The organism is Bradyrhizobium sp. B097, assembly GCF_038957035.1.
GTDB lineage: Bacteria > Pseudomonadota > Alphaproteobacteria > Rhizobiales > Xanthobacteraceae > Bradyrhizobium.
Genome location: NZ_CP152412.1, coordinates 9,134,291 through 9,159,327 on the forward strand (window position 1 = coordinate 9,134,291; position 25,037 = coordinate 9,159,327).

Below are 25,037 nucleotides of genomic sequence, written 5' to 3' on the forward strand. Positions count from 1 at the left end.
AAACGGGTCTCAAAAACGGGTTTTCGGGCGTCCGGACAGGGGTTGGCCCGGGTCCGACGGGGCGGGTTCTACAACGTCGCGCCCTGCTTGTCTCGCCCATTGGGCCCGTAAAAGCCCAGCTGGGCCGGGGCCGAACGGCGCTGCGCGTCGTCCCGGGAGGCGGTGGCCCTGAGGTCGGCGAGCTCGGCGCGGACGTGCCGGGCGTCGGCCTCATGCTGCCGGGCGGCGCGGCGCCAGCGCCCTTGCTTGAACCAAGTTCCAATGCCACCGGCGATTACGCCGAGAATGGCGGACGCGATGATGACGACGAACAGCGGCAGTGTGACCGCAACCGTCGGCGTCACAGAGTTGAAGGGATCAAACGACACCGTCACCCAGTGACGGTTGGCGACGGCAAAGATGATGAAGATCAGCCCGAGCGGAACGACGACCACTGCCGTGAAGAACTTTCGCATGACCATCTCTCGCCGCGATGGAGAAAGTGCGGGCCCGTCGCCCGCAGCAACGACAACGCCGGGCGTCGCGCTAAGCGTCAGCCTTAAGCATCAGCCTTGGGCGCGTCGATCTTGGAGGCCCCCGCCTCAGCCTCGTCGCGATTGAGGCGCTCGCGCATTTCCTTGCCGGTCTTGAAGAACGGCACGCTCTTCTGGTCGACCGGCACATGCTCGCCGGTACGCGGATTGCGGCCGGCACGGGCCGGGCGATGCTTCACCGAGAAAGCGCCAAAACCGCGCAGCTCGACGCGGTCGCCACGCGCCAGCGCCGCGACGATTTCATCGAGAATCGCATTCACAATGTTCTCGACGTCCCGCTGGTAGAGGTGCGGGTTGTGCTCGGCGATACGCTGAACAAGTTCGGATTTGATCATCGAAAATGGGATCCGGGCTCTTGCGGAAACCCATTTCCGTGAAAATGCCGTGCACTGTCAAGACGCTAAATCGATTTAGGACGCCGTGAAATCGCGTGACAAATAGCCCAATTGGGGCATGCGGCGATTCCCGCAGAGCGAGAATACCCTGATCAGTACGCCTTTCGCTCTCGACTAGTCGGTTCCTCCGGGAGCCCACAGCGCCAGCATGCCGTCGAGCCCGAATCGGTCGACCGCCTGGGCTACGCCACCCTGCTCGATCCGCCGCGCGATGCCGCCAAGGCCGAACGCATCGAGCGTCATCGACGCCGCGGTGCGCAGGAAGGTCAGGTCGCTGAATCGCGGATTGAGCTTGTAATTGCGCACCGGCAGGTCGCTTTTGACCTTCTTCTCCGCAACCAGCCAGGCGATCGCGGTCTTCTCATCCCCGAGCTGATCGATCAGCTTGAGGTCGACCGCCTGCCGGCCAGTGAAGACGCGGCCATCCGCGACCTTCTCCAGCAGGGCGTCGTCCATGCCGCGCCGTTCCTTCACCAATCCACGGAACCATGCATAGGAATCCTTGACCAGGCCCTCGATCGCGGCGCGGGCCTCGGGGCTGGTCGGCTCCATTCCGTTGGGCGCGGCCTTCAGCGGCGAGGATTTGATCTCCTCCATCTTCACGCCGACGGTCTTGAGCAATTCGGAAACGTTGGGAAACTGGAACAGCACGCCGATCGACCCGACCAGCGAGGTCTGCTGGGCGACGATATGGTCGGAGGCGATCGCGGTGATGTAGCCGCCCGAGGCGGCCAAGCCCTCGACCACGACGACGAGCGGCTTCTTCGCCTTCAACTGCATCAGCGAGTCGTAAAGCTGCTCGGAGCCCGCGGTGGTGCCACCGGGCGAATTGATGTGCACGACAACCGCCGCATAGCTCGACTTGCCGAGCCGCTCCAGCGCCTCGACGCGCTCCTGGTCGCTGCGGATCAGTCCGTCGATATTGATCCGCGCGATCGTGTTCGACGTCGAGAAGGCGCCGCGTCCGCCGGCGGCGATCACACCCACGCCGACGATGGCCGCGATCGCGATGACCGCCGCGGCGACGCGCCAGAATGTCAGCTTGCGCCTGATCCGGCGACGGTCGACGATCACGTCTGAATCCAGCGACATCCGATCTCTCCAGAAATAGTCAGCGCGCAATCCGCGCGTTTTGCCGTCGCAGCGTCACTATCAGCTTAGCCAAATACATCAATTGCGACGCAATATGAAGAAAACAAGGCCCGCGACATCGCCGACATTAGTAGCCCGGATGAAGCGAAGCGTAATCCGGGAAAGATCGCCGCGGGGATAGAGCCCCGGATTTCGCTGCGCTTCATCCGGGCTACAAGGACAATGGGACCAACAAAAGGGGCCCCGGCTTGCGCCGGGGCCCCAATGTTCGCCTGAACTATAGCGAATGCTTACTTGTCGGTGCCGCGGTTCTTCAGCGCGGTGCCGAGGATGTCGCCAAGCGTCGCTCCCGAATCGGAGGAGCCGTACTGCGCGATGGCTTCCTTCTCTTCGGCAACTTCCAGCGCCTTGATCGAGACCTGCACCTTGCGGGCCTTCTTGTCGAACTGGATGACGCGGGCATCGACCTTCTCGCCGACGGCGAAGCGTTCGGCGCGCTGGTCGTTGCGATCGCGGGCCAGCTCGGACCGCTTGATGAAGGTGGTGAACTCGGTGCCCGAAATCCGGACCTCGATGCCGCTCTCCTTCACTTCGAGCACTTCGCAGGTCACGACCGCGCCCTTCTTGACGTCGCCCGGCTCGGCGAAGGGGTCGCCTTCGAGCTGCTTGACGCCGAGCGAGATGCGCTCCTTCTCGACATCGACATCGAGCACCACGGCCTTGACCATGTCGCCCTTCTTGAAGTTGTCGATGACCTGCTCGCCCGGAAGCTTCCAGTCGAGGTCGGAGAGGTGGACCATGCCGTCGACGTCGCCCTCGAGACCCAAGAAAAGTCCGAACTCGGTCTTGTTCTTGACCTCGCCCTCGACCACCGAACCGACCGGGAACTTCTCGACGAAGACTTCCCAGGGATTGCGCATGGTCTGCTTGAGACCGAGCGAGATGCGGCGCTTGACCGAATCGACTTCCAGCACCTGCACTTCGACTTCCTGCGAGGTCGAAACGATCTTGCCGGGGTGCATGTTCTTCTTGGTCCACGACATCTCGGAGACGTGGATCAGGCCTTCGATGCCCGGCTCGAGCTCGACGAACGCGCCGTAGTCGGTGATGTTGGTGACGCGGCCGGTGAAGCGGGCACCCAGCGGGTACTTGGCTTCGATGCCCTGCCACGGATCATCCAAGAGCTGCTTCATGCCCAGCGAGATGCGGTGCGTCTCGTGGTTGATCTTGATGATCTTGACCTTCACGGTCTGGCCGATGGTCAGCACCTCGGTCGGGTGGTTGACGCGGCGCCAAGCGATATCGGTCACGTGGAGCAGGCCGTCGATGCCGCCGAGATCAACGAACGCACCGTAATCGGTGATGTTCTTGACCACGCCGTCGATCACCTGACCCTCTTCGAGGTTCTGCACCAGCTCCTGGCGCTGCTCGGCGCGGGTCTCTTCGAGAACCGTGCGGCGCGACACCACGATGTTGCCGCGGCGGCGGTCCATCTTGAGGATCTGGAACGGCTGCGAGTTGTTCATCAGCGGCGCAACGTCGCGGATCGGACGAATGTCGACCTGCGAGCGCGGCAGGAAGGCCACCGCACCGTCGAGGTCGACCGTGAAGCCGCCCTTGACCTGGTTGAAGATGACGCCGTTGACCTTTTCGTTGTTCTGGAACGCTTTCTCGAGCTTGCCCCAGCTTTCCTCGCGGCGCGCCTTGTCGCGCGACAGCACGGCTTCGCCGAGCGCATTCTCGATCCGGTCGAGGAACACCTCGACTTCGTCGCCGACTTTCAGTTCGCTTTCACGGCCGGGGCCGGCGAATTCGCGCAGCGCCACGCGGCCTTCGGTCTTCAGGCCGACGTCGATGACGGCCATGTCCTTCTCAATTGCAACCACCTTGCCCTTGATGACCGAGCTTTCCTGCAAATTGCCGCCGGCAAAGGATTCATCAAGCATCGCCGCGAAATCGTCGCGGGTGGGGGTATAGGAAGACACAGTATTCGAAGCCATTTGTTCTCCAAATGCGGGATCATGCCGGCCGTTCGGGTTGATGGGCGCACCGCGCGTGAAGTGTCAGGGTTCCGCAAACCCTGACGACCGCTCATTGCAGGAGGTGCAACAGCGGGCCGGCAGTAAAACTGCACGTTCGGTACGTTTGAATGATCCGGAGCCTGAAACGAAAATATCGACTTCAAGACCTGGGAGCGGGCGTTCCTCCAGATGCGGCGAGGGTTCAAACCCGGCGCCGGCCCGCTCAGACACGGCCTCGACACGGTCGATGGCGCTCCGAACGGCGCTGATATAGCCCTGCAAGCCGTTTTCGGCAAGCAGGAAATGCCCCATTTTGCTGGGTTTTCGGGCCGAAAGGGCCCTCCGATGCCGGCGATTCTAGCGCCGGGCGCGCGCCGCCTCGACGATGGCGATGGCGGCGCGGACGCCGGCCTCGATGTCGAGATTGGAATTGTCCAGCGTGTGGGCGTCCGCCGCCGGCCGCAACGGCGCAACGGCGCGGTTCTTGTCCCGCTCGTCGCGCTTGAGGATGTCAGCCAGCACCGCTTCCTCGTCGGCGTCCTCGCCACGGGCGCGGGCCTCCAGGGTGCGCCGACGCGCCCGCACGCGGGGATCGGCGACCACGAAGATCTTCACGTCGGCATCCGGGCAGATCACGGTGCCGATATCGCGTCCATCCAGCACCGCACCGGGCGGATCGGCGGCGAACTGGCGCTGGAAGCTGACCAGCGCCTCGCGCACCCTCGGAAAGGCCGAGACAACCGATGCGCCCTCGCCGACCTTCTGGGTCTTCAGGATCGGATTGCCGAATTTCTCGGGATCGAGCTCGAGCGCGACTGATACCGCGAGCGCCTCGTCGTTGAGGTCGGCGCCTTGTGCCATCATCGCATAGGCCACCGCGCGGTAGATCACGCCGGTGTCGAGATGGCGGTAGCCGTAGTGGTGGGCGAGCCGCTTGCCGAGCGTGCCCTTGCCGGAGGCGGCGGGTCCGTCGATGGCGATGATCATGCGAAGTCAGCTCCGAGTGCGCGCATCATCGGAATGAAATCCGGGAAACTGGTGGCGATGAAAGCGGTGTCATCGATCTTCACCGGCCGATCCGAAGCACAGCCCATCACCAGCGCCGACATCGCGATGCGATGATCCATGTGGGTGGCAACGAGGCCGCCGCCTGGAACGTGGCCACGGCCCTCGACGATCAGATCATCGCCGGAAACCTCGACCTTGACGCCGTTGACGCGCAGCATGTCAGCGGTGGCTTCGAGACGGTCGGATTCCTTGACGCGCAGCTCCTGCAGTCCGCGCATGATCGTGGTGCCCTCGGCGAACGCAGCGGCGACCGCCAGCACCAGATATTCGTCGATCATCGATGGCGCGCGCTCCGGCGGCACCTCGACGCCCTTCAGCTTCGAGGCCCGCACGCGCAATTGCGCCATCGGCTCGCCGGCATCGCCGCGCACATCGCTCTCCTCGATCGAGGCGCCCATTTCGCGCAAGGTGGTGAACAGGCCGGTGCGCAGCGGATTGGTCATCACGTCGGAGAACACGACGTCGGACCCTCCGACGATCAGCGCCGCCACGATCGGGAACGACGCCGAGGACGGATCGGCGGGCACCACGACCTCAGCGCCGTGCAGCTCGGGCTCGCCATTCAGCGAGATCCTGCGGCCGTGGCTGCCTTCCTTGTCCGTGGAGATCTCGGCGCCGAAATGCTTCAGCATCAGCTCGGTGTGGTCGCGGCTCGCCTCCTGCTCGATGACCGTGGTGATGCCAGGCGCGGACAGGCCCGCCAGCAGCACCGCGGACTTGATCTGGGCCGAGGCGACCGGGGTCTTGTAGACGATCGGTACCGGATAGCGGGCGCCGTGCAGGGTGAGCGGCAGCCTGCCGCCCTCCCTGATGTCGCTGGTCCGGGCGCCCATCAGCTCCAAGGGATCGAGAATCCGGCGCATCGGCCGCGTACGCAGCGAGGCGTCGCCGTCGAAGATGGCCGCGATCGGGCAGCCGGCCACCGCGCCCATCACCAGCCGGCAGCCGGTGCCGGAATTGCCGAAATCGAGCGGAGCCGAGGGCTGGGCGAATCCACCGACCCCGACGCCTGCGACCGACCAGGCAAAAGGCGCCGTCCGCTCCACCTTGGCGCCCAGCGCGCGCATGGATTTGGCGGTATTGAGGACGTCCTCGCCCTCCAGAAGGCCGGAAATGCGGGTTTCGCCGACCGAAAGCGCCCCGAGGATCAGGGCACGGTGGGAAATCGATTTGTCGCCGGGAACGCGGACCTTGCCGGCCAAGGGGCCGCAAACGCGCGATTCCAGCGGGGTCGGGGTGTCGGAATGAGCCAAGATTGTGTCCTCTCGCGCCGCGGCAGGTATCACATAGGCAACACCGCGTCACGCGCCCGTCACTTGCGCACAAACCGCTATTGACAGCGGCTCCTCAACTAGCCAAGTGAAGCACCGTTTTTCAGCAAAATTCTGGGATGACCACGTTGGCTAAGTCCGAGCTCGGAACCAAGCGCATTTGCCCGACCACGGGCAAGAAGTTCTACGACCTCAACAAGAATCCGGTGATTTCGCCCTACACCGGTGAGGTCGTGCCGATCGCGCCTGTCGCCCCGCCGCGGGGCGGCCGTGGCGCCACCGTCAGTTCGCCTGCGACCGCCGCCGAGATGCCCGAGGCGGCCGAGACCGAAGAGTTGGTCTCGCTCGAGGAGGCCGATGCCGAGGAGAACACCGGCAAGGTCAAGGCCGTGGTTCCCGAGTCCGAGGACGATATCGAGGTCGACGAGACCATCGACGACGATGACGACGACGATTCGACCTTCATCGCCGACGAGGAAGAGGGCGATGAGGACGTGACCGATATTATTGGTGACGTCGGCGGTGACGAAGAGACTTGAGATCGGCGCCGATCTATGATCAACGGTGCTGCCGCGCGAGTCATCTAGGCCGCGCGGGCCGGGATCGATCCCCCAGGATCATCCCACTGGATAAGGGGCCATAGCTCAGCTGGGAGAGCGCTTGCATGGCATGCAAGAGGTCGGCGGTTCGATCCCGCCTGGCTCCACCACGCTTCGCCCTTCAGGCTACGCGTGGCGCAGCCACGAGTTGCCTGAAGGGCGAAGCGTGGTGTCCGGCGTAGCCCGAAGGGCGAAGACGGACTGCCAAGGGTTCTACTCCCGTCGGGCTTCAGTGGATGCGAATGTGGTACGTCTACATCATCCGCAGCATCAACTTCCCTGATCAGGAATACGTTGGCGCCACCGAGGATCTGAAACGGCGGATTCCCGAGCACAATGCCGGCAAGTCCGCGCACACCTCAAAATTCAGGCCGTGACAGCTCGTCTGGTACTGCGCATTTCCGGACAAGTACAAAGCTCTGGCATTCGAGAAATATCTCAAATCCCATAGCGGCCGCGCCTTCGCCAAGAAGCGTCTCTAACCACGCCCCACTACTCCCCCAGCACCGCATTGAGCCGGTCGCGCAGCGCGACGATTTCATCCTTCATCGCCATCAACTCGCCAACCGTACAGTCCGAGGCCGCAAGGATCGACTGCGGAACGGCCTTGGCCTTTTCGCGCAGCGCGTGGCCCTGCGGCGTCAGTGCGATCAGCACGACCCGCTCGTCTTCGGTGCTGCGGGTCCGCTTGATCAGTTCCGCCGCTTCGAGCCGTTTCAGCAGCGGTGTCAGCGTGCCGGAATCCAGGAACAGGCGCTCGCCGAGGTCCTTCACCGGCACGTCGTCGCGCTCCCATAGCGCCAGCATCACGAGATACTGCGGATAGGTCAGCCCGAGCCGGTCGAGCAGCGGCTTGTAGACCCGGTTGAAGGCGTGCGCGGTCGAATAGACCGCAAAGCAGATCTGGTTATCGAGCCGCAGCGCCTGATCCGCCGCCGTCTGTTTCCTGACCATGATTCCCATCGAATCCATCTCGTTTCCGGGTCATTCTGGGCTCACAGGACCGCGGATTCAATTGCGAACAATTAAATGTGAGGCCGCATAATTTATATTGCGCACAATCTAATTGGATGCAATACATAGCACGTCGAATTCGAACTGAAGTCCAAACCCAAGGGAGACCACAATGTCTGTGAACGTGCTCTATAAGACCAGCGCCAAGGCAACCGGCGGCCGCGACGGCCATGCGGCAACGCTCGACGGCGCGCTCGACGTCAAGCTCACGACCCCGAAGGAGCTCGGTGGCGGCGGTGGCGCCGGCAACAATCCGGAGCAGCTGTTCGCAGCCGGCTATGCCGCCTGCTTCATCGGCGCCATGAAGTTCGTCGCCTCCCAGGGCGGTCCCAAGGTTCCCGCCGACGCCTCGGTGACCTCGACAGTCGGCATCGGCCCGCGCTCGGAAGGCGGCTTCGGCCTCGCCGTCGATCTCGCCGTCTCGCTGCCCGGCCTGTCCCGGGCCGACGCCGAAGCGCTGGTCGAGAAGGCCCACCATGTGTGCCCCTATTCCAACGCGACCCGCGGCAATGTCGACGTCAAGCTGAGCGTCGTCTAACTCACCGACTGCCGATAGTCCGCCACGTGCCGCGTGGCGGACTATTGCGTTTCAAGAGAGCATTGCAGATGCCAGTTCGCTCTTTTCAGTTCGCTTGGCGAACGCACGCGCCGCCTGCTGCATGGGCCTGCGCCGACGGAAGCATTGCTGCCTCGCCTGAAGACCGTTAGCTCTGGGACCCTCGTTATCCGATCCCAACTGAGCGAAGGTTGTTTCCATGAATACCCCAGCAGCTACGGGCGCGATGACCGGACTGCGCGTGATCGATCTGACGCGCGTGCTCGGCGGCCCGTATTGCACCCAGATCCTTGCCGACCACGGCGCCGACGTGATCAAGGTCGAGCCGCCCGCCGGCGACGAGGTGCGCGACTGGGGCCCTCCCTTCCATGAGGAAGACGCGGCCTATTTCGTCGGCATCAACCGCAACAAGCGCTCGATCGGCCTCGACCTCGCCTCCGAGGGTGGACGCGCAGTGCTGATGAAGATGCTCGAGACCGCCGACGTGCTGATCGAGAACTTCAAGCCGGGCACGCTCGACAAATGGGGCATCGGCAACGACGTACTGCGTGCGAAATTTCCGCGCCTCGTGCATTGCCGGATCTCCGGCTTCGGCGCCGACGGCCCGCGCGGCGGCAATCCCGGCTATGACGCGATCATCCAGGCGATGACCGGCATGATCGCGGCGACCGGCTCGCCGGAGAGCGGCCCGATGCGCATCGGCGTGCCGCTGGTCGACATCACGACCGGGCTCTATGCGGCGATCGGCATCCTGATGGCGCTGTCGGAGCGGCAGCGCTCGGGGCTCGGCCAGTTCATCGAGACCACGCTGTACGAGACCGGGCTTGCGATCATGCATCCGCATACCGCGAACTATTTCATGCATGGCAAGCCGCCACAGCTCACCGGCAACGAGCACCCGAACCTCGTTCCCTACGCGATCTTCCCGACCAAGACCGACAACATCTTCATCGGCGTCGGCAATGACGGCACCTTCCGGAAGCTCGCCAAGGAAATCGGCAAGCCGGAGCTCGGCACCGATCCGCGCTTTGCCCGCAACAAGGACCGCATCGCCAACCGCGATGCGCTGCGCGCCGAGCTTGCCGCGGTGTTCAGCCAGCACGAGGCCGAGCCGCTGTGCAACCGGCTGCTCGCTGCCGGCCTGCCGGCTGGCCCCGTGCAGAAGATCGACCAGGCGCTGACCAACCCGCACACGATCCATCGCGGCGACGTCATCGAGAAGGATTGGTACAAGGGCGTCGCCTCGCCGATCCGCCTCGAACGCACCAAGCCGAGCCTGCGCCGCACGCCACCGAAGTTCAGCCAGCACGCTGCGGAGGTGCTCGGCGAGTTCGGCTACTCCAGGGACGAGATCAACAGCCTGGTCGACAAGGGCGTGGTCTGCGGTCCCCAGCGCAAGCGCTAAAAGCGTATTCGAGCAAAGCCCGTCCCGCACGCGATGCGGGATGGGCAAGCCAACACATCGCCCCTGCGGTGCAACGTCGCGTCCGGCGTTGCACCGCACGCACGCGGCTGCGTTCTCCGCCTTTTTTAGCGCTTCCCTTTGCTTCGGCTTCCCCCGTACCATGGCTTTCGTTTATACGGTCATTTGAACGTCATCCGGCGCTGATAACGCGCCCAACGAAAGATGGTGTTCCAACCGGAGGGGCTTTTGATGATTTTCAGACGACTCGGCGCTGCTGCGGCAGCCGCTGCCACGCTTGTATTCGCGTCGCCTGCGTTTGCAGTGACGGAAATTCAGTGGTGGCACGCGATGACCGGCGCCAACAACGATGTCATCGTCAAGCTGGCCAACGACTTCAACACCTCGCAGTCCGACTACAAGGTGATCCCGACCTACAAGGGCGGCTACGCCGACACCATGAACGCCGGCATCGCCGCGTTCCGCGCCGGCAACGCGCCGCACATCATGCAGGTGTTCGAGGTCGGCACCGCGACGATGATGGCCGCCACCGGCGCCGTCAAACCGGTCTACAAGCTGATGGCCGACGCCGGCGAGAAGTTCGATCCGAGCGTCTATCTGCCTGCGATCACCGGCTATTACTCGACCTCGAAGGGCGAGATGCTGTCGTTCCCCTTCAACTCGTCGTCGACCGTGATGTGGGTCAATCTCGATGCGCTGAAGAAGGCCAACATCGCGGAGATCCCGAAGACCTGGCCGCAAGTGTTCGAGGACGCCAAGAAACTGAAGGCGGCCGGCTACACCACCTGCGGCTTCTCCGGCTCGTGGGTCACCTGGGTCAATCTCGAGCAGCTCTCGGCCTGGCACAACGTGCCGCTCGCCAGCAAGGCCAACGGCCTCGACGGCTTCGACACCGTGCTCGAATTCAACGGCCCGCTGCAGGTCAAGCATCTCGAGAACCTGGTCGAGCTGCAGAAGGACAAGACCTACGACTACGCCGGCCGCACCAACACCGGCGAAGGCCGCTTCACCGCGGGCGAGTGCCCGATCTACCTGACCTCGTCGGCCTTCTTCGGCAACGTCAAGGCGCAGGCCAAGTTCAACTTCACCGCCGCGCCGATGCCGTATTATCCCGACGCCAAGGGCGCACCGCAGAACTCGATCATCGGCGGCGCCTCGCTCTGGGTGATGGGCGGCAAGTCGGCTGAGGAATACAAGGGCGTGGCCAAGTTCCTGACCTTCCTCTCGGATACCGACCGCCAGATCTGGATCCACAAGGCCTCGGGCTATCTGCCGATCACCAAGGCCGCCTACGCCAAGGCTAAGGAAGAGGGCTTCTACAAGGACCAGCCCTATCTGGAGACCCCGCTGCTCGAACTCACCAACAAGGAGCCGACCGAGAATTCCCGCGGTCTGCGCCTCGGCAACATGGTGCAGCTCCGCGACATGTGGTCGGAGGAGATCGAGCAGGCGCTGGCCGGCAAGAAGACCGCCAAGCAGGCGCTGGACTCGGCCGTCGAGCGCGGCAACCAGATGCTGCGGCAATTTGAAAAGACCGCCGTCCACTGACATGATGGGCTAAAGCGCGATGAAGATCGGGTTGAATCGTCACCGCGCTTTAGCTTCTTGTTTGAGCATGATCTTTTCGGAAAACCGCTTCGCACTTTTCCGGATCATGCTTTAGGCAACCGGCAGGCCGCAAGCGCGCGGCCTGCCAATTCTTGCGAGATCATGCAAAAGCAAGCGATTTTCCAGTCAAAGCTGTTGCCTTACGCGCTGGTTGCCCCGCAACTCGCGATCGTTCTGATTTTTTTCTACTGGCCGGCCGCGCAGGCGGTGATCCAATCCTTCCTGCTGCAGGACGCTTTCGGCCTTTCGACCACCTTCGTGTGGTTCGAGAACTATCTCGAATTGTTCAAGGACCCGGCCTATTTCGCGGCGATCGTCCGAACCTTCGCGTTCTCGCTTGCGATCGCGGTCTCCTCGCTGTCGTTCGCGCTGCTGCTCGCGGTGATGGCCGACAAGCCGCTGCGCGGCTCGACGCTCTACCGCACGCTGCTGATCTGGCCCTACGCGGTCGCACCGCCGGTGGTCGGCGTGCTCTGGGTGTTCATGCTGCATCCCTCGCTCGGCGTGCTGTCGCGCTATCTGCGCGCCATGGGCGTTGACTGGAATCCATTGCTCGACGGCGACCAGGCTGCAGCCCTGATCATCCTCGCCGCGGCCTGGAAGCAGATCTCCTACAATTTCCTGTTCTTCCTCGCCGGGCTGCAGAGCATCCCGAAGAGCGTGATCGAGGCCGCCGCGATCGACGGCGCCCGCCCGATGCGGCGGTTCTGGACCGTGATCTTCCCGCTGCTGTCGCCGACCATCTTCTTCCTGTTGGTGATCAACATCGTCTACGCCTTCTTCGACACCTTCGGCATCATCGACACGATGACTCGCGGCGGCCCCGGCAAGGCGACTGAGACGCTAGTCTACAAGGTCTATACGGATGGCCTGCTCGGCGGCAATCTCGGCTCCTCCGCAGCACAGTCGGTCATCCTGATGGTCATCGTCGTCGTGCTGACGGGAATTCAGTTCCGCTTCGTCGAACGCAAGGTGACCTACTGATGGTCGAGGAGGAAGGCTTTCAGCGCTATCTGGCTCACGCCATCCTGTGGATCGGGATCGCGATCGTCGCCTTCCCGGTCTATCTGGCGATCGTCGCCTCGACCCAGGACAATGCCGTCATCGCCAACGGCCAGATGTCGCTGTTGCCCGGCGGCCATTTTTTCGAGACCTACTACCAGACGCTGTTTGTCGGCACGAGCGGCTCGACCCGCGAGCCGGTGCTCAACATGATGCTGAACTCGCTGATCATGGCGCTGCTGATCGCGGTCGGCAAAATCGCGATCTCGATCATCTCGGCCTACGCGATCGTCTATTTCCGATTTCCGTTCCGGATGGCGATCTTCTGGATCATCTTCATCACCTTGATGCTGCCGGTCGAGGTGCGCATCTATCCGACCTACAAGATCGTCGCCGACCTGCATCTGCTCGACAGCTATGCCGGCCTGTCGCTGCCGCTGATCGCCTCGGCGACTGCGACGCTGCTGTTCCGGCAGTTCTTCATGACCGTGCCGGACGAGTTGCTGGAGGCCTCGCGCATCGACGGCGCGGGCCCGTTCCGCTTCTTCTGGGATACGCTGCTGCCGCTGTCGCGCACCAACATGGCCGCGTTGTTCGTGATCCTCTTCATCCTCGGCTGGAATCAGTATCTCTGGCCGCTTTTGATCACCACGCGCGACGACATGCAGACCATCCAGGTCGGCATCCGCAAGATGATCACCACGACCGATGCGCTGACCGAATGGCCCGTGGTGATGGCGACCGCACTGCTCGCGATGCTGCCGCCGGTGTTCGTCGTCGTCGTGATGCAGAAACTGTTCGTGCGCGGATTGGTGGAGACGGAAAAGTAATGGCTAACGTCACGCTGCGCAGCGTCCGCAAGACCTATCCCGGCGGCTTCGAGGCCATCAAGGGCGTCGATGTCGACGTCGGCGACGGCCAGTTCTGCGTGCTGGTCGGGCCAAGCGGTTGCGGCAAGTCCACGCTGCTGCGCATGGTCGCGGGGCTCGAGACCATCACCGGCGGCGAGATCGACATCGGCGGCCGCATCGTCAACCAGATCGAGCCTGCCGATCGCGACATCGCGATGGTGTTCCAGAACTACGCGCTCTATCCGCATATGAGCGTCTACAACAACATGGCCTACGGCCTGCGCAACCGCGGCATGGCCGAAGCCGAGGTCAAGACCCGCGTCGAGGAAGCCGCGCGCGTCCTCGAGCTCTCGCCGATGCTGGAGCGCAAGCCGCGCCAGCTGTCCGGCGGCCAGCGCCAGCGCGTCGCGATGGGCCGCGCCATCGTGCGCCAGCCGAAAGTCTTCCTGTTCGACGAGCCGCTGTCGAACCTCGACGCCAAGCTGCGCATCGCGATGCGGGTCGAGATCCGCAAGCTGCAGCGCCGGCTCAACACCACCTCGATCTATGTCACCCACGACCAGCTCGAGGCGATGACGCTCGCCGACATCCTCGTGGTCATGAATGGCGGCCAGGTCGAGCAGATCGGCAATCCGCTGGATATCTATCAGAAGCCGGCGACCACCTTCGTCGCCTCCTTCATCGGCGCCCCGCCGATGAACCTGATGCCGCTGCGCTCGGACGAGCTGACCTCCCAGATCGCGGGCGCCGATGGCGCCGGCATCGTCGGCATCCGGCCGGAGGATTTCGTGATCACCGGCGAGACCGCCTCCGGCGGCGTCGCGCTCGGCCTGACGGTCGAGGCGATCGAGCACGTCGGCGCCGAGACCTTCGTCTACGGCAGCCGCCAGCGCGAGGAACGGGCCATCGCCGCCAATCCGGGCGAACTGCCGCCCGGCGAAGTGATCGTCCGGGTTCCCGGCGCCACGGGGCCTGCGATCGGCGAGCAGATCCGGGCGGTCGCGCCGCGCGACAAACTGCATCTTTTTACCGCTGACGGCCGCAAGCGCGTCGGCCCGTAACTGATCGGGAAGAATTTCCCCCCATGTTGCGGGCGTTTAGGCTGGTTTCGGGGCTGCTTGAACGCTATCCAGATCGCCCCCATATCCCTCACTGACCGGAGAAGCCACACGGCCCGCCGGTTGCATGGGGTGCCGCAAGGGCCCCTCAAAGTCGCTTCGAGAGGACTTTGTAATGTCTCGTGTTCCATCGTTGTCCAGTCCGTTCCTTCTGGGATTCGACGAGATCGAGCGTGCGCTCGACCGCGTCGTGAAGGGCGCTGACGGCTATCCTCCGTACAATATCGAGCGGTGCGACCGTACCAACGGACAGCCCGAGCGGCTCCGCATCACGTTGGCGGTGGCGGGCTTCACCCGCGACCAACTCGATGTAACTATTGAGGAAAATCAGCTCGTCATCCGCGGCCGCCAGCAGGACGACAAGGCTCGGCAATACATCCATCGCGGCATCGCCGCGCGCCACTTCCAGCGCACCTTCGTGCTGGCGGAGGGGATGCAGGTGCTGGGCGCGGATCTGAAGAACGGGTTGTTGTCGATCGACCTGGCGAGGCCAGAACCTGAACGGGTCGTTAAGACAATCGCTATCAATGAACACGAATAATAGAAACAACGAGCGGACTCGACCGCTTATCTGACTGAGGAGTCGAGACCATGAGTGAAGCGAATATCATCTTCCAATCCGAGAGCGTCACGCCGGAAGCGCTGGCCCATCTGGGCGAGGGCCATATCGCCTATGTGAAGCAGGTCCGTTCCGAGGACGTGCCGGATCTCTTTCCGCAGGCGCCGAAGATCGCGCCGGGCCTCAAGCTGTTCGCACTGCATGCCGCCGACGGCACGCCGATCATGCTGACCGACAGCCGCGAAGCCGCGATCGCGAACGCCTGGAGCAACGAGCTGCAGGCCGTCAGCGTCCACTGACGCTAACCGACGGCTGAATTCAGCATCCGCGAGTTCAATGCGCGGGCATGCCTCGACACCGATCGAGGCGGCCCGCGCATTTTTTTGCGGACCTCGTTTGGATCATTCGATCAGGGTCTGTCGTGCTCCTCGGAAATGTCCTGGTTGGTGTAGTCGGGCATCATGGCGGTCGCGACAATGCTGACCACCGCGCAGAACAGGATGTAGAGCGCGATCACGTAGCCGGAGCCGGTGGCCGCCAGCAGCGCGGTGGCGATCAACGGTGCCGGTCCGCCCGATATGACCGAGGAGAGCTGGTAGCCGATCGAACTGCCGCTGTAGCGCAGCCGCGGCGTGAAGCATTCGGCGATCAGCGCCGCTTGCGGACCATACATCAGGTCGTGCGGCACGAATGACAGCACGATGGCGATGAAGATCAGCGCCGGCGCCGCCGTGTTCAGCAGGCCGAAATAGGCGAAGCCGAACAGCCCGGTCAGGACCGAGCCGATCAGATACATCCGCTTGCGCCCGATGCGATCCGACAGGTGCCCGGCCAGCGGGATGGTGACGAGCGAGACGAGGCCGGCACAGATCAGGCAGATCAGCAGGAAGTCGCGGTCTTGATGGACCACCTGGGTGCCGTAGGCGAACACAAAGGCGAGATAGATGTAGGCCGGCGCCTGTTCGGCCATCCGCGCCAGCGCCGCGAGAATGATCGACCGCGGCTGGCGCTTGATCACCTCGATCACCGGGACTCGCGCGACGCGATTCTCGGCCACGATCCGCCGGAACGTCGGCGTCTCCATGATGCCGAGCCGGATGTAGAGCCCGACCGCGATCATCACGAGGCTGAGCAGGAACGGGATGCGCCAGCCCCAGACCAGGAACTGGTCGCCTGAGATTCGGCTGAACGCCAGCACCGCGATATTTGCCAGCAGCAACCCGGCGGGACCGCCGAGCTGCGGCCACGAGGTGATGAAGCCGCGATGCTTGTTGGTTCGCGCCCACTCCATCGAGAGCAGCACCGAGCCGCCCCACTCACCGCCGACGCCGACACCTTGGAGGAAACGGATGACGGTCAGGATGACGGCACCCCAGATGCCGATCTGGTCATAGGTGGGGACGAGGCCGACCGCCGCGGTGGCGATCCCGGTCAACAGCAGCGTGGCGATCAGCGTCGCCTTGCGGCCGATGCGATCGCCATAGTGGCCGAAGATCGCGGCACCGATCGGCCGCGCGATGAAGCCCACCGTGTAGATGGCGAATGCCTCCAGCACGCCAACCAGGGGATCGGACTTGGGAAAGAACAGCTTGCCGAAGACCAGGCCGGTTACCGTGCTGTAGAGTAGAAAGTCGTACCATTCGATGGTGGTACCTACCGTGCTGGCAATCAATGCGCGACGCAATTGCGCATGATGCTCGGCTTCCGGGAGCGGGGCGACTGCAATGTCCAATGTCGTCATTGTACATCTCCCTGGCCCGACATGTTCGGGCCATCTGGAATGCGTTTCGTCCCCCGTCCACGGCAGTGGACGGTGGTATCGATGCCCAATTGTTTGTTTGGTTGGGGCAGGGCCGCAAAATGCGCGGGGCGTGCCCATGCAGGCCTTAAGGAAGCCGGTTCTGGATCGCGCGCGGCCTAACCGATCGCCATCGCGGGAGTACGACATCCCTTCATGACACGGTCTTGCACTCCGAAATCTAGTCCTTCGGCCCGCTCGGTAAATTCGACCTTGGTCTGTGGCACCCGCCGTCGGACTTTTCGTCGACCACTGCTGCAGCGCAGTGGCGGCCCGCGCCTTTATGGCGATGCGGTCGATGCGCCGAGCAGCGGCCCCATGCAGTGCTGCACTTCGCCGGGCACGCTGTAGGTGCGCATGATCGCGCGGCTGTCGCGCATGCCGCAGGCTTCCCGCTGCACCACGAACATCCAGAGCGCATGGCCGGCTTCTCGCACCAGGATGCGCCGCGTCTGTTGTGCGGACACGGGTGCTTCAGCGCGCGGATGGGCAGCATCGAACTCGCGCAGCCTGGCGAGAGCCTGTTCCAGCGCGCGGCCCATCCGTCCGAGTGCGGAGGCCTTCTCCTCGGCGAGCTCGTAAGCGAGAACGTCGACGGGAGTGCGATGGAAGCGAAAGTCGAGGGACATCGGTTATCCCCTGGGGTCGCATGCACGGCGATGCGCCCTGAGTCTTCTGGCGCGGTGGGACGGTTGTCAATAGGCGCTCACGCCGGTGCTTCGGGCCGCGGACCATGGCAGCGGCCCCATTTCGCTCCGCGCCATTCCATGCTGTAGTTCGGTCCCGTGACCAACGGTCCGCGCAGTCCTGAGCCTCGGAGAAGGCAACGGGACAAGAGGAATTTCCAGCAAGAGAATATCCGCCGCCAAATCGATTGAGGGAGATGCGACCATGCAGAAGAGCTCGCTGATCAATCTCGTTGCTTCGGTGTCGATGTCCGTCCTCGCGACCGGTGTCGCGATTTCCGCGCAGGACAAATACAGCCTGCAAGTGCCTGGTGGGCTCGCGTTCTCCGAGTTCAGGGGATACGAGGACTGGTCGGTGATCGCGATCAGCGAGAACGAAGGCGTCATCGCCGTGATCCTGGGCAATCCCGCGATGATCGGCGCCTACCGCGAGGGCGTGCCCGGCAATGGCAAGCCGTTCCCGGACGGCGCCAGGATGGCGAAGATCCATTGGATCCCGAAAAAGCAGGAAGCGTATCCCGGTCAGCCGACGGTGCCGGGCGCCCAACACGACGTCGACTTCATGCTGAAGGACAGCAAGCGGTTCGCGGATAGCGGCGGATGGGGATACGGCGCGTTCGAGTACGACGCGGCGTCGGACGTGTTCAGGCCAGCCACCACGGCGGACAATCCGCCACAGGAGAACGACGCGAAGTGCGGCTATGCCTGCCACACCGTGGTGCAAAACCGCGATTACGTTTTCACCGAATACGGCAAGAGGTGAACGCCGATCGCGCGAGCTGGCGCTCCGTGAGCCGCGCGCGCTTTCCGGCTTCAGTCCCTCGCTGAAACGGGGTCTTCCGCGCCGATGGCGCGGTCCAGGGCTTCGATCAAGGCCTGGACCTCGACGAACTTGCTGCGGGCGCGCTCCGCCTTGTCACGATCGAACGGAGCGGCCAGCACTTTCGCGTGCGCGTCCCTGTCCTCGATCATGCGATCGCGGGCCTTCTTCAGCGTTTCAAGTCGCTCACTCATCTGGGTCCTCCCGTACGTACCCGCTCACTCGCAACCAGGGACTCAGCCGAAATTGCTCGGAAGCTCACCCTTCCGGAAGAAGACCATGGGCTCATCATCATAGTCGCCCATTTCGGGGTCGCCGGTGGACGAGAATGCAACGACGGCGAGCTTGCTCAACGCCAGGCGCTCTGCCGTTCGCAGCGCGCCATTTGCCGTCTTGCAGACGATCGGAGGGTCCGGCTTGAGATGCCCGCCCTTGCCGGCGTTGAACGCCTGCACGACGTAGGTTGTTTCGCTTGCCATCAAGGCTCCTTCCGCCGGCCACCGGACGCGGTGACGCCAAGGACGAAGCGGTGCGCTCGTCGCCGGCCACTCGCGTATCTCGTCGCAAATCTCAACAACCGCGACAGATGTTTTTCAGCTTCGCCGCAAGGCGGGCCTCTTCCGCGATCAACGGGTCCTTGTATTCGGATCGCGGCGCGTTGCTATCGATGGCCGGAGGCTTCTTGACCGTCGGAGGGAACGCGGCATCGTAGCAGGCGAGACGACCGACCGTGCCTTCGATCTTGTGGCAGGCCGGTTCGGCGGCGAACGCGCCCTGTGCAAGCAGGGTGGCCGCAACCGCGGCGAATAGCAGCGTTTTCATACAGGAGCCTTTCCGGGTGATCGTCCCACTGAGCATTTCATGATTTTGGGTTGTGAGCCGGCTGCGCGCTTGCGCGTTGCCGGCCACATCAAGCGCCGGCCTGGCGTGGCCAAACGCCGACGAATTCATCGTTGCGTCGCCTTATCCATGCAGGACGGCGGCAGCGGCCACCAAGAGCAGAAGAAACAGGGGAACGATCACCGGCGGCACGATCCAATCGGCCAGACGAAATCCAGACACGTATGCTCCTCATCTGTTGGCGGGAGCCCTACGTTACCCTCAGTCACCGGTGGATGCCGTGGATGGGCGGTGATGCCGCGACTCTACGCTCAAGACCGGCGAATAGCGAGCGTTTAAACCCGATGCGGCAACAGCGTCAGGTCCACAGCGTCACCATCGAGCGCCGCCCTAGCTGCCTGAACGCCCGGTCAAGCGCGCGCGGATGTCCGGCTTCAGCACCTTGCCGACCTTGGAACGCGGCAGATCGTCCCAGACCTCGATCTGCTTCGGCGTCTTGATGCTGCCGACCTGCTGCTTGACGAACGCGGCCAGCGCCGTCGCATCGACGGTTTGGCCGGCGCGCGGCTGCACCACCGCGACGATGCGCTCGCCCCATTTGTCGTCGGGCAGCCCGATGACAGCGCAATCCTGCACCGCCTCGTGGGCGCGCAACGCGTTCTCGACCTCGATCGAGTAGACGTTGAAGCCACCGGTGATGATCATGTCCTTGGCGCGGTCGACGATGTAGAGGTAGCCGTCGCCGTCGATGTAGCCGATATCGCCGGTGTGGTGCCAACCATGTGCCGAGGCCTCACGCGTGGCCTCCGGGTTCTTGTAATAGCCTTCCATGACAAGCGAACCGCGCACCACGATCTCACCGCGCGATCCTGCGGGCAACAGCTTGCCGTCGCTATCCATGATGCCGGCCTGCACCAGCGGACCGATCCGCCCGGCGGAAGCAAGGCGCTCCATCGCGATGGTGCCGTCTGCATTGTAGTGATCGGCGGGCGCCATCATCGAGATCATCATTGGCGCCTCGGTCTGGCCGAACAGCTGCGCCATCGGCCCGATCCGCTTCAGGGCCTCGGCGAGCCGCGTCGCCGAGATCGGTGCCGCGCCGTACCAGAAGCATTGCAGCGAGGTGAGATCGGCTGCATCGAGCCCGGGATGATCGAGCAGCATGTAGATCACGGTCGGCGGCAGGAACGTATGCGTGACGCGATAGCGTTCGATCAGCGCGAGGTACTCGCCGATGTCGGGGTGGTGCATGATCACAACGCGGCCGCCCCGCGTCATGATCGGAAAACAAAGCACGCCGGCGGCATGCGTCAGCGGCGCCAGCGCCAGATAGATCGGGCGGCCCTTGAACGGGTAGCCCATCAGGGTCAGCGCGGTCATCGCCTCGATGTTGCGCCCCGAGAGCATCACGCCCTTGGGCTTGCCGGTGGTACCGCCGGTGCCCGGGATCATCGCGAGATCGTCGATCGTGTCGCGCCGATAGACATCGTCAGTGAGCCCGCCGAGCCAGCGATCGAACGACGGCGCGAACGGCAGCTCGGTATCAAGGCAGACCAGCGCGCGCAGCTTGGGCAGATCCTGCCTGACGGCTTCGACCATCGGCGCGAAGCTCGAATGAAACAGCAGCAGGCTGCAATCGAACTGGTCGAGAATGAACTTGTTCTCCGTCGCCTCGTTGCGCGGGTTGATCGGACACCACACGGCGGCCGCGCGCGAGATGCCGAACACACAGGCGAACGCGAGCGGATCGTTGCCGGACAGGATCGCGACCTTCTCGCCGGGCGCGATGCCCGATCGCTCGAGCCCGCGCGCGATCCGGTAGCTCAGCCGCTGCACCTCACCATAGCTGAGATCGCGCCCGTCCATGGTGAGGCACGGCGCGGCGGCGCCGAGCGAGGCACCCTTGTCGAGATAATCGATGAAGCGCATGGCAGGTCTCGCGCAAGAGGCGGGTGACGCGCGACTGCGTCACCCGCGGAGGCGGCGTTTTCGAGCCAATTGGATACCGGTCCGCTTGACGAAAACGCTTCAGGGAACGGAGTGTTGGGCCCCGAGCCGATCGGGGCCCAAGCTCAATCGTGCACGGTCAGGACCGGCTTGCCGACCAGGCCGAAGCTGCGCAATTGCCCGAGCAGCTCGTGATGGCCGAACGCCTGGCAGGCGGAGGCGAAGCCCACGCGCTTGGGCGGCTGCTGCAGCAAATACGCCGCGGCAAAGGCCTGCAGCATGCCGGTCTGCTTGTAGTTGCTATTGCCGTAGATGACGCAGTGCGCGCGCCCCAGCGGGCCGGAGGCGTACACCGAATCCAACGACTTGTTGACGCGCGGGTTCTCGCGCGGCGGCATGGTGTTCATCACGCCGGCCGCGGTCTGCGCCAGCGCGGCGTAGCGCTCGTCGGGCTTCATGTCCTTGGTCGCCTCCAGCGCGGCGGCGACGATCTGCGGCACGCCCAGCATCAGCGCGCGGTTGAACACGCCGCCCAGCACCTTGACGTTGGCCACGCGCGGATCGCGCTTGAACCACACCGGGTGCGAGGTGCCGCCCCAGGGCAGCGCCAGCGCCAGCTCATGCTGGCCGGGGATGGCGAGGTTGTAGAGGCCGGCATCGGGCTGATGCTCGACGTACTTGTTCTGCTCGAGGTAGTAGGCCTTGGCCATCGCGGCGTTGACCAGGATGGTCTGCGTCGAGGCGATGGTCGGGCTGCCGCCCCAGAACACGGCGATATCAAGCGTGTCGAGGCCGGGCGTCTCCAGGCACAGCTGCGCGGCGATCTCGCCGGTGGTGTACATCTGCGCGATGCCCGGCGCCAGCAGCAGGCCGGCATTGGCGAACTTCGCGCCGAACTCCTGCTCGAGCGTGATCAGCCAGTCCTGCTCGCCTGTCGTGTCGGTGTAGTGGCACTTGGCAGCGAGGCAAGCCTGCACCACCTCGGTGCCGAACTTGGCGAACGGACCCACGGTGTTGAGCACCACCGAGGCGCCCTTGAACAATTCAGTCAGCGCGGCCGCGGTGTGCGGCACGGTCACCACCTCGTAGTCGGCGGTCTCGATGCCAGCCACGTTCGACTTCATCGCGGCATTGAGCTTCTCGCCACTGCGGCCGGCGGCGATGAAGGGAATGTTGTACTCGCGCAGATATTCGCAGACCAGCCGGCCGGTGTAGCCGGAAGCGCCATAGACGATGACGGGTTTCTTCTCGCTCATTGCGATCCTCCGAAATGCTTGTTGTCGGCTTTGTTGCTACATGCCCATGCCGCCATCGACCGGAAGGCCGATGCCGGTGATGAAGCGGGCCTCGTTCGAGCACAGGAACACCGCGGCGTCGGCGATGTCGGAGACCTCGGCGAGCTTGCCGAGCGGCGTCTGCTCCACCACCGAGCCGACGGCGGCATTGACGTCGGGCGCGAGACCGATCTTCACGATGTCATTGGCGAGCTGCAGGCCCATGTCGGTCGGGATCAGGCCGGGATAGATGCAGTTCACCCGCACCCCATAACCGAGCTTGCCGGCTTCCATCGCGCCGACCCGCGTCATCCGATCGACGGCGGATTTGGTGCCGGAGTAGACGGCGATGCTCGGAAAGGCGATCGTCGCTGCGACCGAGGCGATGTTGACGACTGCGCCACCCTTGCCCGCGGCTCCGCCCGGCCGCATCGCGCGGAAGGCGTGCTTCATGCCGAGCACGGTGCCGACGATGTTGACGTCGCACATGCGGCGCGCGTCCTCGGCCTTGATGTCGGCGACCAGCGAGGTGATCTCGATGCCGGCATTGTTGATCAGGATGTCGTAGCCACCGAGGGTTTCGACCGTCGCGGCGGCGGCCCGCTCCCATTGCGCGTCATCGGTGACGTCGAGCTTGACGAAGCCGGTTTTGACCCCGGCCTTGGCGATCTCGGCGGCGCTGGCCTTGCCGGCATCGTCGAGGATATCACCGATCATGACCGCGGCGCCGGACCGCGCCAGCGCCTGCGCGATTGCCGCGCCAATCCCCCGGGCGCCGCCGGTGACCAGGGCTTTCCTGCCTTCAAGGCTCTTCGCACTCATGACGTAGTCCTCCCTTTGCTTGGTGATTGATCGGTGCTTTGGCGATCGACAGCACGCTCGGCGGCCTTGCGCATTCTGAGCGCATTGGTGGTGACGGCCGGCGTCGGCGGGGCGCAGCGTTGGCGCGCCCGGCAGTGCATTTCCTCCTTGATGTCGTTAGGTCAGCCGTCTTGACGGTTGTCCAAATTATTGCGCCAACCCTCGTCCAGGAACTTGACACTTGTCAAGCCTGAATTTGACAAGTGTCAAAGAGGATGATTGTGAAGAGATGGAGTGCGCCGCGGTTCGCGCGGTATAAGTTGCTGCAGGGAAGAGACAGGAAAGGCACGAGATGGCGCGGCAAGCGACAGGAGCGGCCCAACGCGTGGCGGTGGCGGCCGAGACGCTGCGCGACGAGAAATTCAACGCACGACGCGTCGAGCTTGCGGAGGCCGCGCTGGAAACGCTCGGCGAACTCGGCTTCGCGCGCACCAGCCTGCGCGAAATCGCGCAGAACTCCGCGTTCACGCACGGCGTGTTTCACTACTACTTCAGCGACAAGCTCGATCTGATCTGCTGCTGCGTCCGTCATTACAAGGCGAAATGCGTCACGCGCTACGACGAGGTGGTGACGACGGCACGAAGCCGCGACGAATTGACCGAAGGCTTCCTCGCCAAGCTCGCGGCGACGTTGCAGGACGAAGCCCGCATGCACCGGCTCTGGTACGACCTGCGCTCGCAGGCGATGTTCGAGCCCGCGTTTCGCAAGGACGTGCTCGAGATCGACAAGAGCCTGGAAGCGATGATCTGGCGGATCGCCACGCGCTACGCAGAGTTGGGCAACAGAAAGCCGGCATCGTCTCCAGCTGCGCTCTACGCGCTGTTCGACGGCCTGTTCCAGAGCGCGCTGCTCAGGCACCTCGCCAGCGACGAGAAGGCCGTCCCCGATCTGCTCGACGAAGTCCGCCGTCTGCTGCCGACGATCTGCTGAGAGAACTGCGAACGCTTCGTAGCCCGGATGAAGCGCAGCGAAATCCGGGATTTGCGCTGGTTGCGAGATTTCCCCGGATTGCGCTTCGCTTCATCCGGGCTACGGCGATCGAAATGATCGCGCAGTGTCGCGCGCCATCGCGTGGCGAACGAACTATGTCTTGATGACAATTGCGCGAACGAATTCGCGAATGCGGATGATTACGCCGCGCTCGCCGGCGGCAGCGCGAGCACCGAGTAGATCGCCTGCGCGTCGCGCGAGGCACGGAGCTTCTTGGCGACGTCCTGGTCGCGCAGCAGGCGGGCGATGCGCGCCAGCGCCTTGAGGTGATCGGCACCGGCGCCTTCCGGCGCGAGCAACAGGAAGATCAGATCGACCGGCTGGCCGTCCATCGCCTCGAAATCGATCGGGCGCTCGAGGCGGGCGAAGAAGCCGAACAGCTTCTCAAGCTTCGGCAGCTTGCCGTGCGGAATGGCGACGCCATAGCCGACCGCCGTGGTGCCGAGCTTCTCGCGCTGCAGCAGCACTTCGAACACCGCGCGTTCGTTCTGCCCGGTCAGCGCGGATGCACGCGCAGCGAGTTCCTGCAGCGCCTGCTTCTTGCTGATGACTTTCAAAGCCGGGAGAATCGCCTCGGGTGCGACCAAATCGGTAATCGGCATTGGGACGTTCCGAGGTGAATGAACCGTCAGGTTGCGAAATAGGCTTTACAGCGGCGGCGTCAAGAAGTTGAGGTGGGATGCGGGCTTAGCCCGGGTCCAGTTGGCAGG

The 25,037-nt window shown here is 63.9% G+C and carries 28 protein-coding genes, 1 tRNA gene and 1 pseudogene; 13 read left to right on the forward strand and 17 right to left on the reverse strand.

The features are described from left to right. Nucleotides 1-68: 68 nt before the first annotated feature. The 7 genes from AAFG07_RS42005 to aroA all read right to left on the reverse strand — a co-directional run bounded on the left by AAFG07_RS42005 (nt 69) and on the right by aroA (nt 6,362). Nucleotides 69-455 carry a LapA family protein gene (locus tag AAFG07_RS42005; RefSeq protein ID WP_207834248.1) on the reverse strand — a complete coding sequence of 129 codons (387 nt, stop codon included), beginning with the start codon at nt 453-455 and terminating at the stop codon, nt 69-71. 83 nt (nt 456-538) lie between these two features. Further along, nucleotides 539-868: an integration host factor subunit beta gene (locus AAFG07_RS42010; RefSeq protein WP_050426527.1), complete on the reverse strand. Its 330-nt coding sequence runs from the start codon at nt 866-868 to the stop codon at nt 539-541. A 174-nt stretch (nt 869-1,042) separates the two neighbouring features. Then, on the reverse strand, nt 1,043-2,020 hold the full coding sequence (gene sppA / locus AAFG07_RS42015; protein ID WP_342725382.1) for a signal peptide peptidase SppA: 978 nt from the start codon (nt 2,018-2,020) through the stop codon (nt 1,043-1,045). A 290-nt stretch (nt 2,021-2,310) separates the two neighbouring features. After that, a complete protein-coding gene (gene rpsA / locus AAFG07_RS42020; protein WP_342725383.1) occupies nt 2,311-4,020 on the reverse strand; it encodes a 30S ribosomal protein S1 in 1,710 nt (569 codons plus the stop codon). 63 nt (nt 4,021-4,083) lie between these two features. Next, on the reverse strand, nt 4,084-4,353 hold the full coding sequence (locus AAFG07_RS42025; protein WP_342725384.1) for a hypothetical protein: 270 nt from the start codon (nt 4,351-4,353) through the stop codon (nt 4,084-4,086). A 45-nt stretch (nt 4,354-4,398) separates the two neighbouring features. Beyond that, the gene (cmk, locus tag AAFG07_RS42030) at nt 4,399-5,028 is read right to left on the reverse strand and encodes a (d)CMP kinase (protein ID WP_342725385.1); all 630 of its coding nucleotides are present in this window, start codon (nt 5,026-5,028) and stop codon (nt 4,399-4,401) included. Continuing rightward, nucleotides 5,025-6,362 carry a 3-phosphoshikimate 1-carboxyvinyltransferase gene (gene aroA, locus AAFG07_RS42035; RefSeq protein WP_342725386.1) on the reverse strand — a complete coding sequence of 446 codons (1,338 nt, stop codon included), beginning with the start codon at nt 6,360-6,362 and terminating at the stop codon, nt 5,025-5,027. Before aroA ends, cmk begins: the two co-directional genes overlap by 4 nt. Nucleotides 6,363-6,508: 146 nt before the next feature. Here aroA and AAFG07_RS42040 point away from each other — a divergent pair, with 146 nt between their 5' ends. From AAFG07_RS42040 to AAFG07_RS42050, 3 genes and pseudogenes are all read left to right on the forward strand, one after another. Then, nucleotides 6,509-6,919, forward strand: coding sequence for a TIGR02300 family protein (locus tag AAFG07_RS42040; protein ID WP_092126373.1), 411 nt, complete (start codon nt 6,509-6,511; stop codon nt 6,917-6,919). 94 nt (nt 6,920-7,013) lie between these two features. Further along, nucleotides 7,014-7,089, forward strand: a tRNA-Ala gene (locus AAFG07_RS42045). Between the two features lie 132 nt (nt 7,090-7,221). Continuing rightward, nucleotides 7,222-7,461 (forward strand): annotated as a pseudogene (locus tag AAFG07_RS42050) (GIY-YIG nuclease family protein). A 10-nt stretch (nt 7,462-7,471) separates the two neighbouring features. Here AAFG07_RS42050 and AAFG07_RS42055 read toward each other — a convergent pair. Next, entirely contained in the window at nt 7,472-7,933 is a 462-nt protein-coding gene (locus AAFG07_RS42055; RefSeq protein WP_342725387.1) for a MarR family transcriptional regulator, read from the reverse strand. Nucleotides 7,934-8,105: 172 nt separating this feature from the next. On the opposite strand from AAFG07_RS42055, the gene AAFG07_RS42060 reads away from it, so the two are divergent. The 8 genes from AAFG07_RS42060 to AAFG07_RS42095 all read left to right on the forward strand — a co-directional run bounded on the left by AAFG07_RS42060 (nt 8,106) and on the right by AAFG07_RS42095 (nt 15,409). After that, nucleotides 8,106-8,531 carry an organic hydroperoxide resistance protein gene (locus AAFG07_RS42060; RefSeq protein ID WP_076863571.1) on the forward strand — a complete coding sequence of 142 codons (426 nt, stop codon included), beginning with the start codon at nt 8,106-8,108 and terminating at the stop codon, nt 8,529-8,531. Between the two features lie 217 nt (nt 8,532-8,748). Then, nucleotides 8,749-9,954, forward strand: coding sequence for a CaiB/BaiF CoA-transferase family protein (locus AAFG07_RS42065; RefSeq protein WP_342725388.1), 1,206 nt, complete (start codon nt 8,749-8,751; stop codon nt 9,952-9,954). Nucleotides 9,955-10,203: 249 nt separating this feature from the next. Beyond that, a complete protein-coding gene (gene ugpB / locus AAFG07_RS42070; protein WP_229168473.1) occupies nt 10,204-11,520 on the forward strand; it encodes a sn-glycerol-3-phosphate ABC transporter substrate-binding protein UgpB in 1,317 nt (438 codons plus the stop codon). A 162-nt stretch (nt 11,521-11,682) separates the two neighbouring features. Beyond that, nucleotides 11,683-12,564 (forward strand): sn-glycerol-3-phosphate ABC transporter permease UgpA, encoded by an 882-nt coding sequence (gene ugpA / locus AAFG07_RS42075; protein WP_342725389.1) that lies wholly within the window; start codon nt 11,683-11,685, stop codon nt 12,562-12,564. Beyond that, nucleotides 12,564-13,412: a sn-glycerol-3-phosphate ABC transporter permease UgpE gene (gene ugpE, locus AAFG07_RS42080; RefSeq protein WP_223971514.1), complete on the forward strand. Its 849-nt coding sequence runs from the start codon at nt 12,564-12,566 to the stop codon at nt 13,410-13,412. Before ugpA ends, ugpE begins: the two co-directional genes overlap by 1 nt. After that, nucleotides 13,412-14,494, forward strand: coding sequence for a sn-glycerol-3-phosphate import ATP-binding protein UgpC (locus AAFG07_RS42085; protein WP_342725390.1), 1,083 nt, complete (start codon nt 13,412-13,414; stop codon nt 14,492-14,494). Before ugpE ends, AAFG07_RS42085 begins: the two co-directional genes overlap by 1 nt. A gap of 172 nt (nt 14,495-14,666) precedes the next feature. Next, on the forward strand, nt 14,667-15,092 hold the full coding sequence (locus AAFG07_RS42090; protein WP_092120814.1) for an Hsp20 family protein: 426 nt from the start codon (nt 14,667-14,669) through the stop codon (nt 15,090-15,092). 50 nt (nt 15,093-15,142) lie between these two features. Then, nucleotides 15,143-15,409, forward strand: coding sequence for a DUF1150 domain-containing protein (locus AAFG07_RS42095; RefSeq protein WP_176534635.1), 267 nt, complete (start codon nt 15,143-15,145; stop codon nt 15,407-15,409). Between the two features lie 110 nt (nt 15,410-15,519). Here AAFG07_RS42095 and AAFG07_RS42100 read toward each other — a convergent pair whose 3' ends face one another. Both AAFG07_RS42100 and AAFG07_RS42105 read right to left on the reverse strand, forming a co-directional pair. Continuing rightward, nucleotides 15,520-16,851, reverse strand: coding sequence for an MFS transporter (locus AAFG07_RS42100; RefSeq protein ID WP_342725391.1), 1,332 nt, complete (start codon nt 16,849-16,851; stop codon nt 15,520-15,522). A 338-nt stretch (nt 16,852-17,189) separates the two neighbouring features. Then, nucleotides 17,190-17,537 (reverse strand): DUF6665 family protein, encoded by a 348-nt coding sequence (locus AAFG07_RS42105; RefSeq protein WP_342725392.1) that lies wholly within the window; start codon nt 17,535-17,537, stop codon nt 17,190-17,192. A gap of 262 nt (nt 17,538-17,799) precedes the next feature. Here AAFG07_RS42105 and AAFG07_RS42110 point away from each other — a divergent pair, with 262 nt between their 5' ends. Continuing rightward, complete coding sequence (locus AAFG07_RS42110; RefSeq protein WP_342725393.1) at nt 17,800-18,357, forward strand: cytochrome P460 family protein; 558 nt, start codon at nt 17,800-17,802, stop codon at nt 18,355-18,357. A gap of 50 nt (nt 18,358-18,407) precedes the next feature. On the opposite strand, the gene AAFG07_RS42115 is transcribed toward AAFG07_RS42110, so the two are convergent. The 6 genes from AAFG07_RS42115 to AAFG07_RS42140 form a co-directional block, all read right to left on the reverse strand. Next, nucleotides 18,408-18,608 carry a hypothetical protein gene (locus AAFG07_RS42115; protein ID WP_342725394.1) on the reverse strand — a complete coding sequence of 67 codons (201 nt, stop codon included), beginning with the start codon at nt 18,606-18,608 and terminating at the stop codon, nt 18,408-18,410. 42 nt (nt 18,609-18,650) lie between these two features. Next, entirely contained in the window at nt 18,651-18,893 is a 243-nt protein-coding gene (locus AAFG07_RS42120) for a hypothetical protein (protein WP_342725395.1), read from the reverse strand. Nucleotides 18,894-18,984: 91 nt separating this feature from the next. Next, the gene (locus AAFG07_RS42125; protein WP_342725396.1) at nt 18,985-19,365 is read right to left on the reverse strand and encodes a hypothetical protein; all 381 of its coding nucleotides are present in this window, start codon (nt 19,363-19,365) and stop codon (nt 18,985-18,987) included. A gap of 279 nt (nt 19,366-19,644) precedes the next feature. Continuing rightward, nucleotides 19,645-21,183 (reverse strand): AMP-binding protein, encoded by a 1,539-nt coding sequence (locus AAFG07_RS42130; RefSeq protein ID WP_342725397.1) that lies wholly within the window; start codon nt 21,181-21,183, stop codon nt 19,645-19,647. A gap of 143 nt (nt 21,184-21,326) precedes the next feature. Further along, complete coding sequence (locus tag AAFG07_RS42135) at nt 21,327-22,457, reverse strand: DUF5938 domain-containing protein (RefSeq protein ID WP_342725398.1); 1,131 nt, start codon at nt 22,455-22,457, stop codon at nt 21,327-21,329. Between the two features lie 36 nt (nt 22,458-22,493). Then, nucleotides 22,494-23,297 carry an SDR family oxidoreductase gene (locus AAFG07_RS42140; RefSeq protein ID WP_342725399.1) on the reverse strand — a complete coding sequence of 268 codons (804 nt, stop codon included), beginning with the start codon at nt 23,295-23,297 and terminating at the stop codon, nt 22,494-22,496. A gap of 331 nt (nt 23,298-23,628) precedes the next feature. Here AAFG07_RS42140 and AAFG07_RS42145 point away from each other — a divergent pair, with 331 nt between their 5' ends. After that, complete coding sequence (locus tag AAFG07_RS42145) at nt 23,629-24,267, forward strand: TetR/AcrR family transcriptional regulator (protein WP_342725400.1); 639 nt, start codon at nt 23,629-23,631, stop codon at nt 24,265-24,267. A 200-nt stretch (nt 24,268-24,467) separates the two neighbouring features. Here AAFG07_RS42145 and ptsN read toward each other — a convergent pair whose 3' ends face one another. After that, nucleotides 24,468-24,929, reverse strand: a complete 462-nt coding sequence (ptsN, locus tag AAFG07_RS42150; protein ID WP_029082506.1) for a PTS IIA-like nitrogen regulatory protein PtsN — start codon at nt 24,927-24,929, stop codon at nt 24,468-24,470. Between the last annotated feature and the right edge of the window lie 108 nt (nt 24,930-25,037).

Coding starts and splice junctions, on each gene's coding strand:
- AAFG07_RS42005 (WP_207834248.1), bottom strand. CDS start 455: ATGCGAAAGTTCTTCACGGCAGTGGTCGTCGTTCCGCTCGGGCTGATC.
- AAFG07_RS42010 (WP_050426527.1), bottom strand. CDS start 868: ATGATCAAATCCGAACTTGTTCAGCGTATCGCCGAGCACAACCCGCAC.
- sppA (WP_342725382.1), bottom strand. CDS start 2,020: ATGTCGCTGGATTCAGACGTGATCGTCGACCGTCGCCGGATCAGGCGC.
- rpsA (WP_342725383.1), bottom strand. CDS start 4,020: ATGGCTTCGAATACTGTGTCTTCCTATACCCCCACCCGCGACGATTTC.
- AAFG07_RS42025 (WP_342725384.1), bottom strand. CDS start 4,353: ATGGGGCATTTCCTGCTTGCCGAAAACGGCTTGCAGGGCTATATCAGC.
- cmk (WP_342725385.1), bottom strand. CDS start 5,028: ATGATCATCGCCATCGACGGACCCGCCGCCTCCGGCAAGGGCACGCTC.
- AAFG07_RS42055 (WP_342725387.1), bottom strand. CDS start 7,933: ATGGTCAGGAAACAGACGGCGGCGGATCAGGCGCTGCGGCTCGATAAC.
- AAFG07_RS42060 (WP_076863571.1), top strand. CDS start 8,106: ATGTCTGTGAACGTGCTCTATAAGACCAGCGCCAAGGCAACCGGCGGC.
- AAFG07_RS42065 (WP_342725388.1), top strand. CDS start 8,749: ATGAATACCCCAGCAGCTACGGGCGCGATGACCGGACTGCGCGTGATC.
- ugpB (WP_229168473.1), top strand. CDS start 10,204: ATGATTTTCAGACGACTCGGCGCTGCTGCGGCAGCCGCTGCCACGCTT.
- ugpA (WP_342725389.1), top strand. CDS start 11,683: ATGCAAAAGCAAGCGATTTTCCAGTCAAAGCTGTTGCCTTACGCGCTG.
- ugpE (WP_223971514.1), top strand. CDS start 12,564: ATGGTCGAGGAGGAAGGCTTTCAGCGCTATCTGGCTCACGCCATCCTG.
- AAFG07_RS42085 (WP_342725390.1), top strand. CDS start 13,412: ATGGCTAACGTCACGCTGCGCAGCGTCCGCAAGACCTATCCCGGCGGC.
- AAFG07_RS42090 (WP_092120814.1), top strand. CDS start 14,667: ATGTCTCGTGTTCCATCGTTGTCCAGTCCGTTCCTTCTGGGATTCGAC.
- AAFG07_RS42095 (WP_176534635.1), top strand. CDS start 15,143: ATGAGTGAAGCGAATATCATCTTCCAATCCGAGAGCGTCACGCCGGAA.
- AAFG07_RS42100 (WP_342725391.1), bottom strand. CDS start 16,851: ATGACGACATTGGACATTGCAGTCGCCCCGCTCCCGGAAGCCGAGCAT.
- AAFG07_RS42105 (WP_342725392.1), bottom strand. CDS start 17,537: ATGTCCCTCGACTTTCGCTTCCATCGCACTCCCGTCGACGTTCTCGCT.
- AAFG07_RS42110 (WP_342725393.1), top strand. CDS start 17,800: ATGCAGAAGAGCTCGCTGATCAATCTCGTTGCTTCGGTGTCGATGTCC.
- AAFG07_RS42115 (WP_342725394.1), bottom strand. CDS start 18,608: ATGAGTGAGCGACTTGAAACGCTGAAGAAGGCCCGCGATCGCATGATC.
- AAFG07_RS42120 (WP_342725395.1), bottom strand. CDS start 18,893: ATGGCAAGCGAAACAACCTACGTCGTGCAGGCGTTCAACGCCGGCAAG.
- AAFG07_RS42125 (WP_342725396.1), bottom strand. CDS start 19,365: ATGAATTCGTCGGCGTTTGGCCACGCCAGGCCGGCGCTTGATGTGGCC.
- AAFG07_RS42130 (WP_342725397.1), bottom strand. CDS start 21,183: ATGCGCTTCATCGATTATCTCGACAAGGGTGCCTCGCTCGGCGCCGCC.
- AAFG07_RS42135 (WP_342725398.1), bottom strand. CDS start 22,457: ATGAGCGAGAAGAAACCCGTCATCGTCTATGGCGCTTCCGGCTACACC.
- AAFG07_RS42140 (WP_342725399.1), bottom strand. CDS start 23,297: ATGAGTGCGAAGAGCCTTGAAGGCAGGAAAGCCCTGGTCACCGGCGGC.
- AAFG07_RS42145 (WP_342725400.1), top strand. CDS start 23,629: ATGGCGCGGCAAGCGACAGGAGCGGCCCAACGCGTGGCGGTGGCGGCC.
- ptsN (WP_029082506.1), bottom strand. CDS start 24,929: ATGCCGATTACCGATTTGGTCGCACCCGAGGCGATTCTCCCGGCTTTG.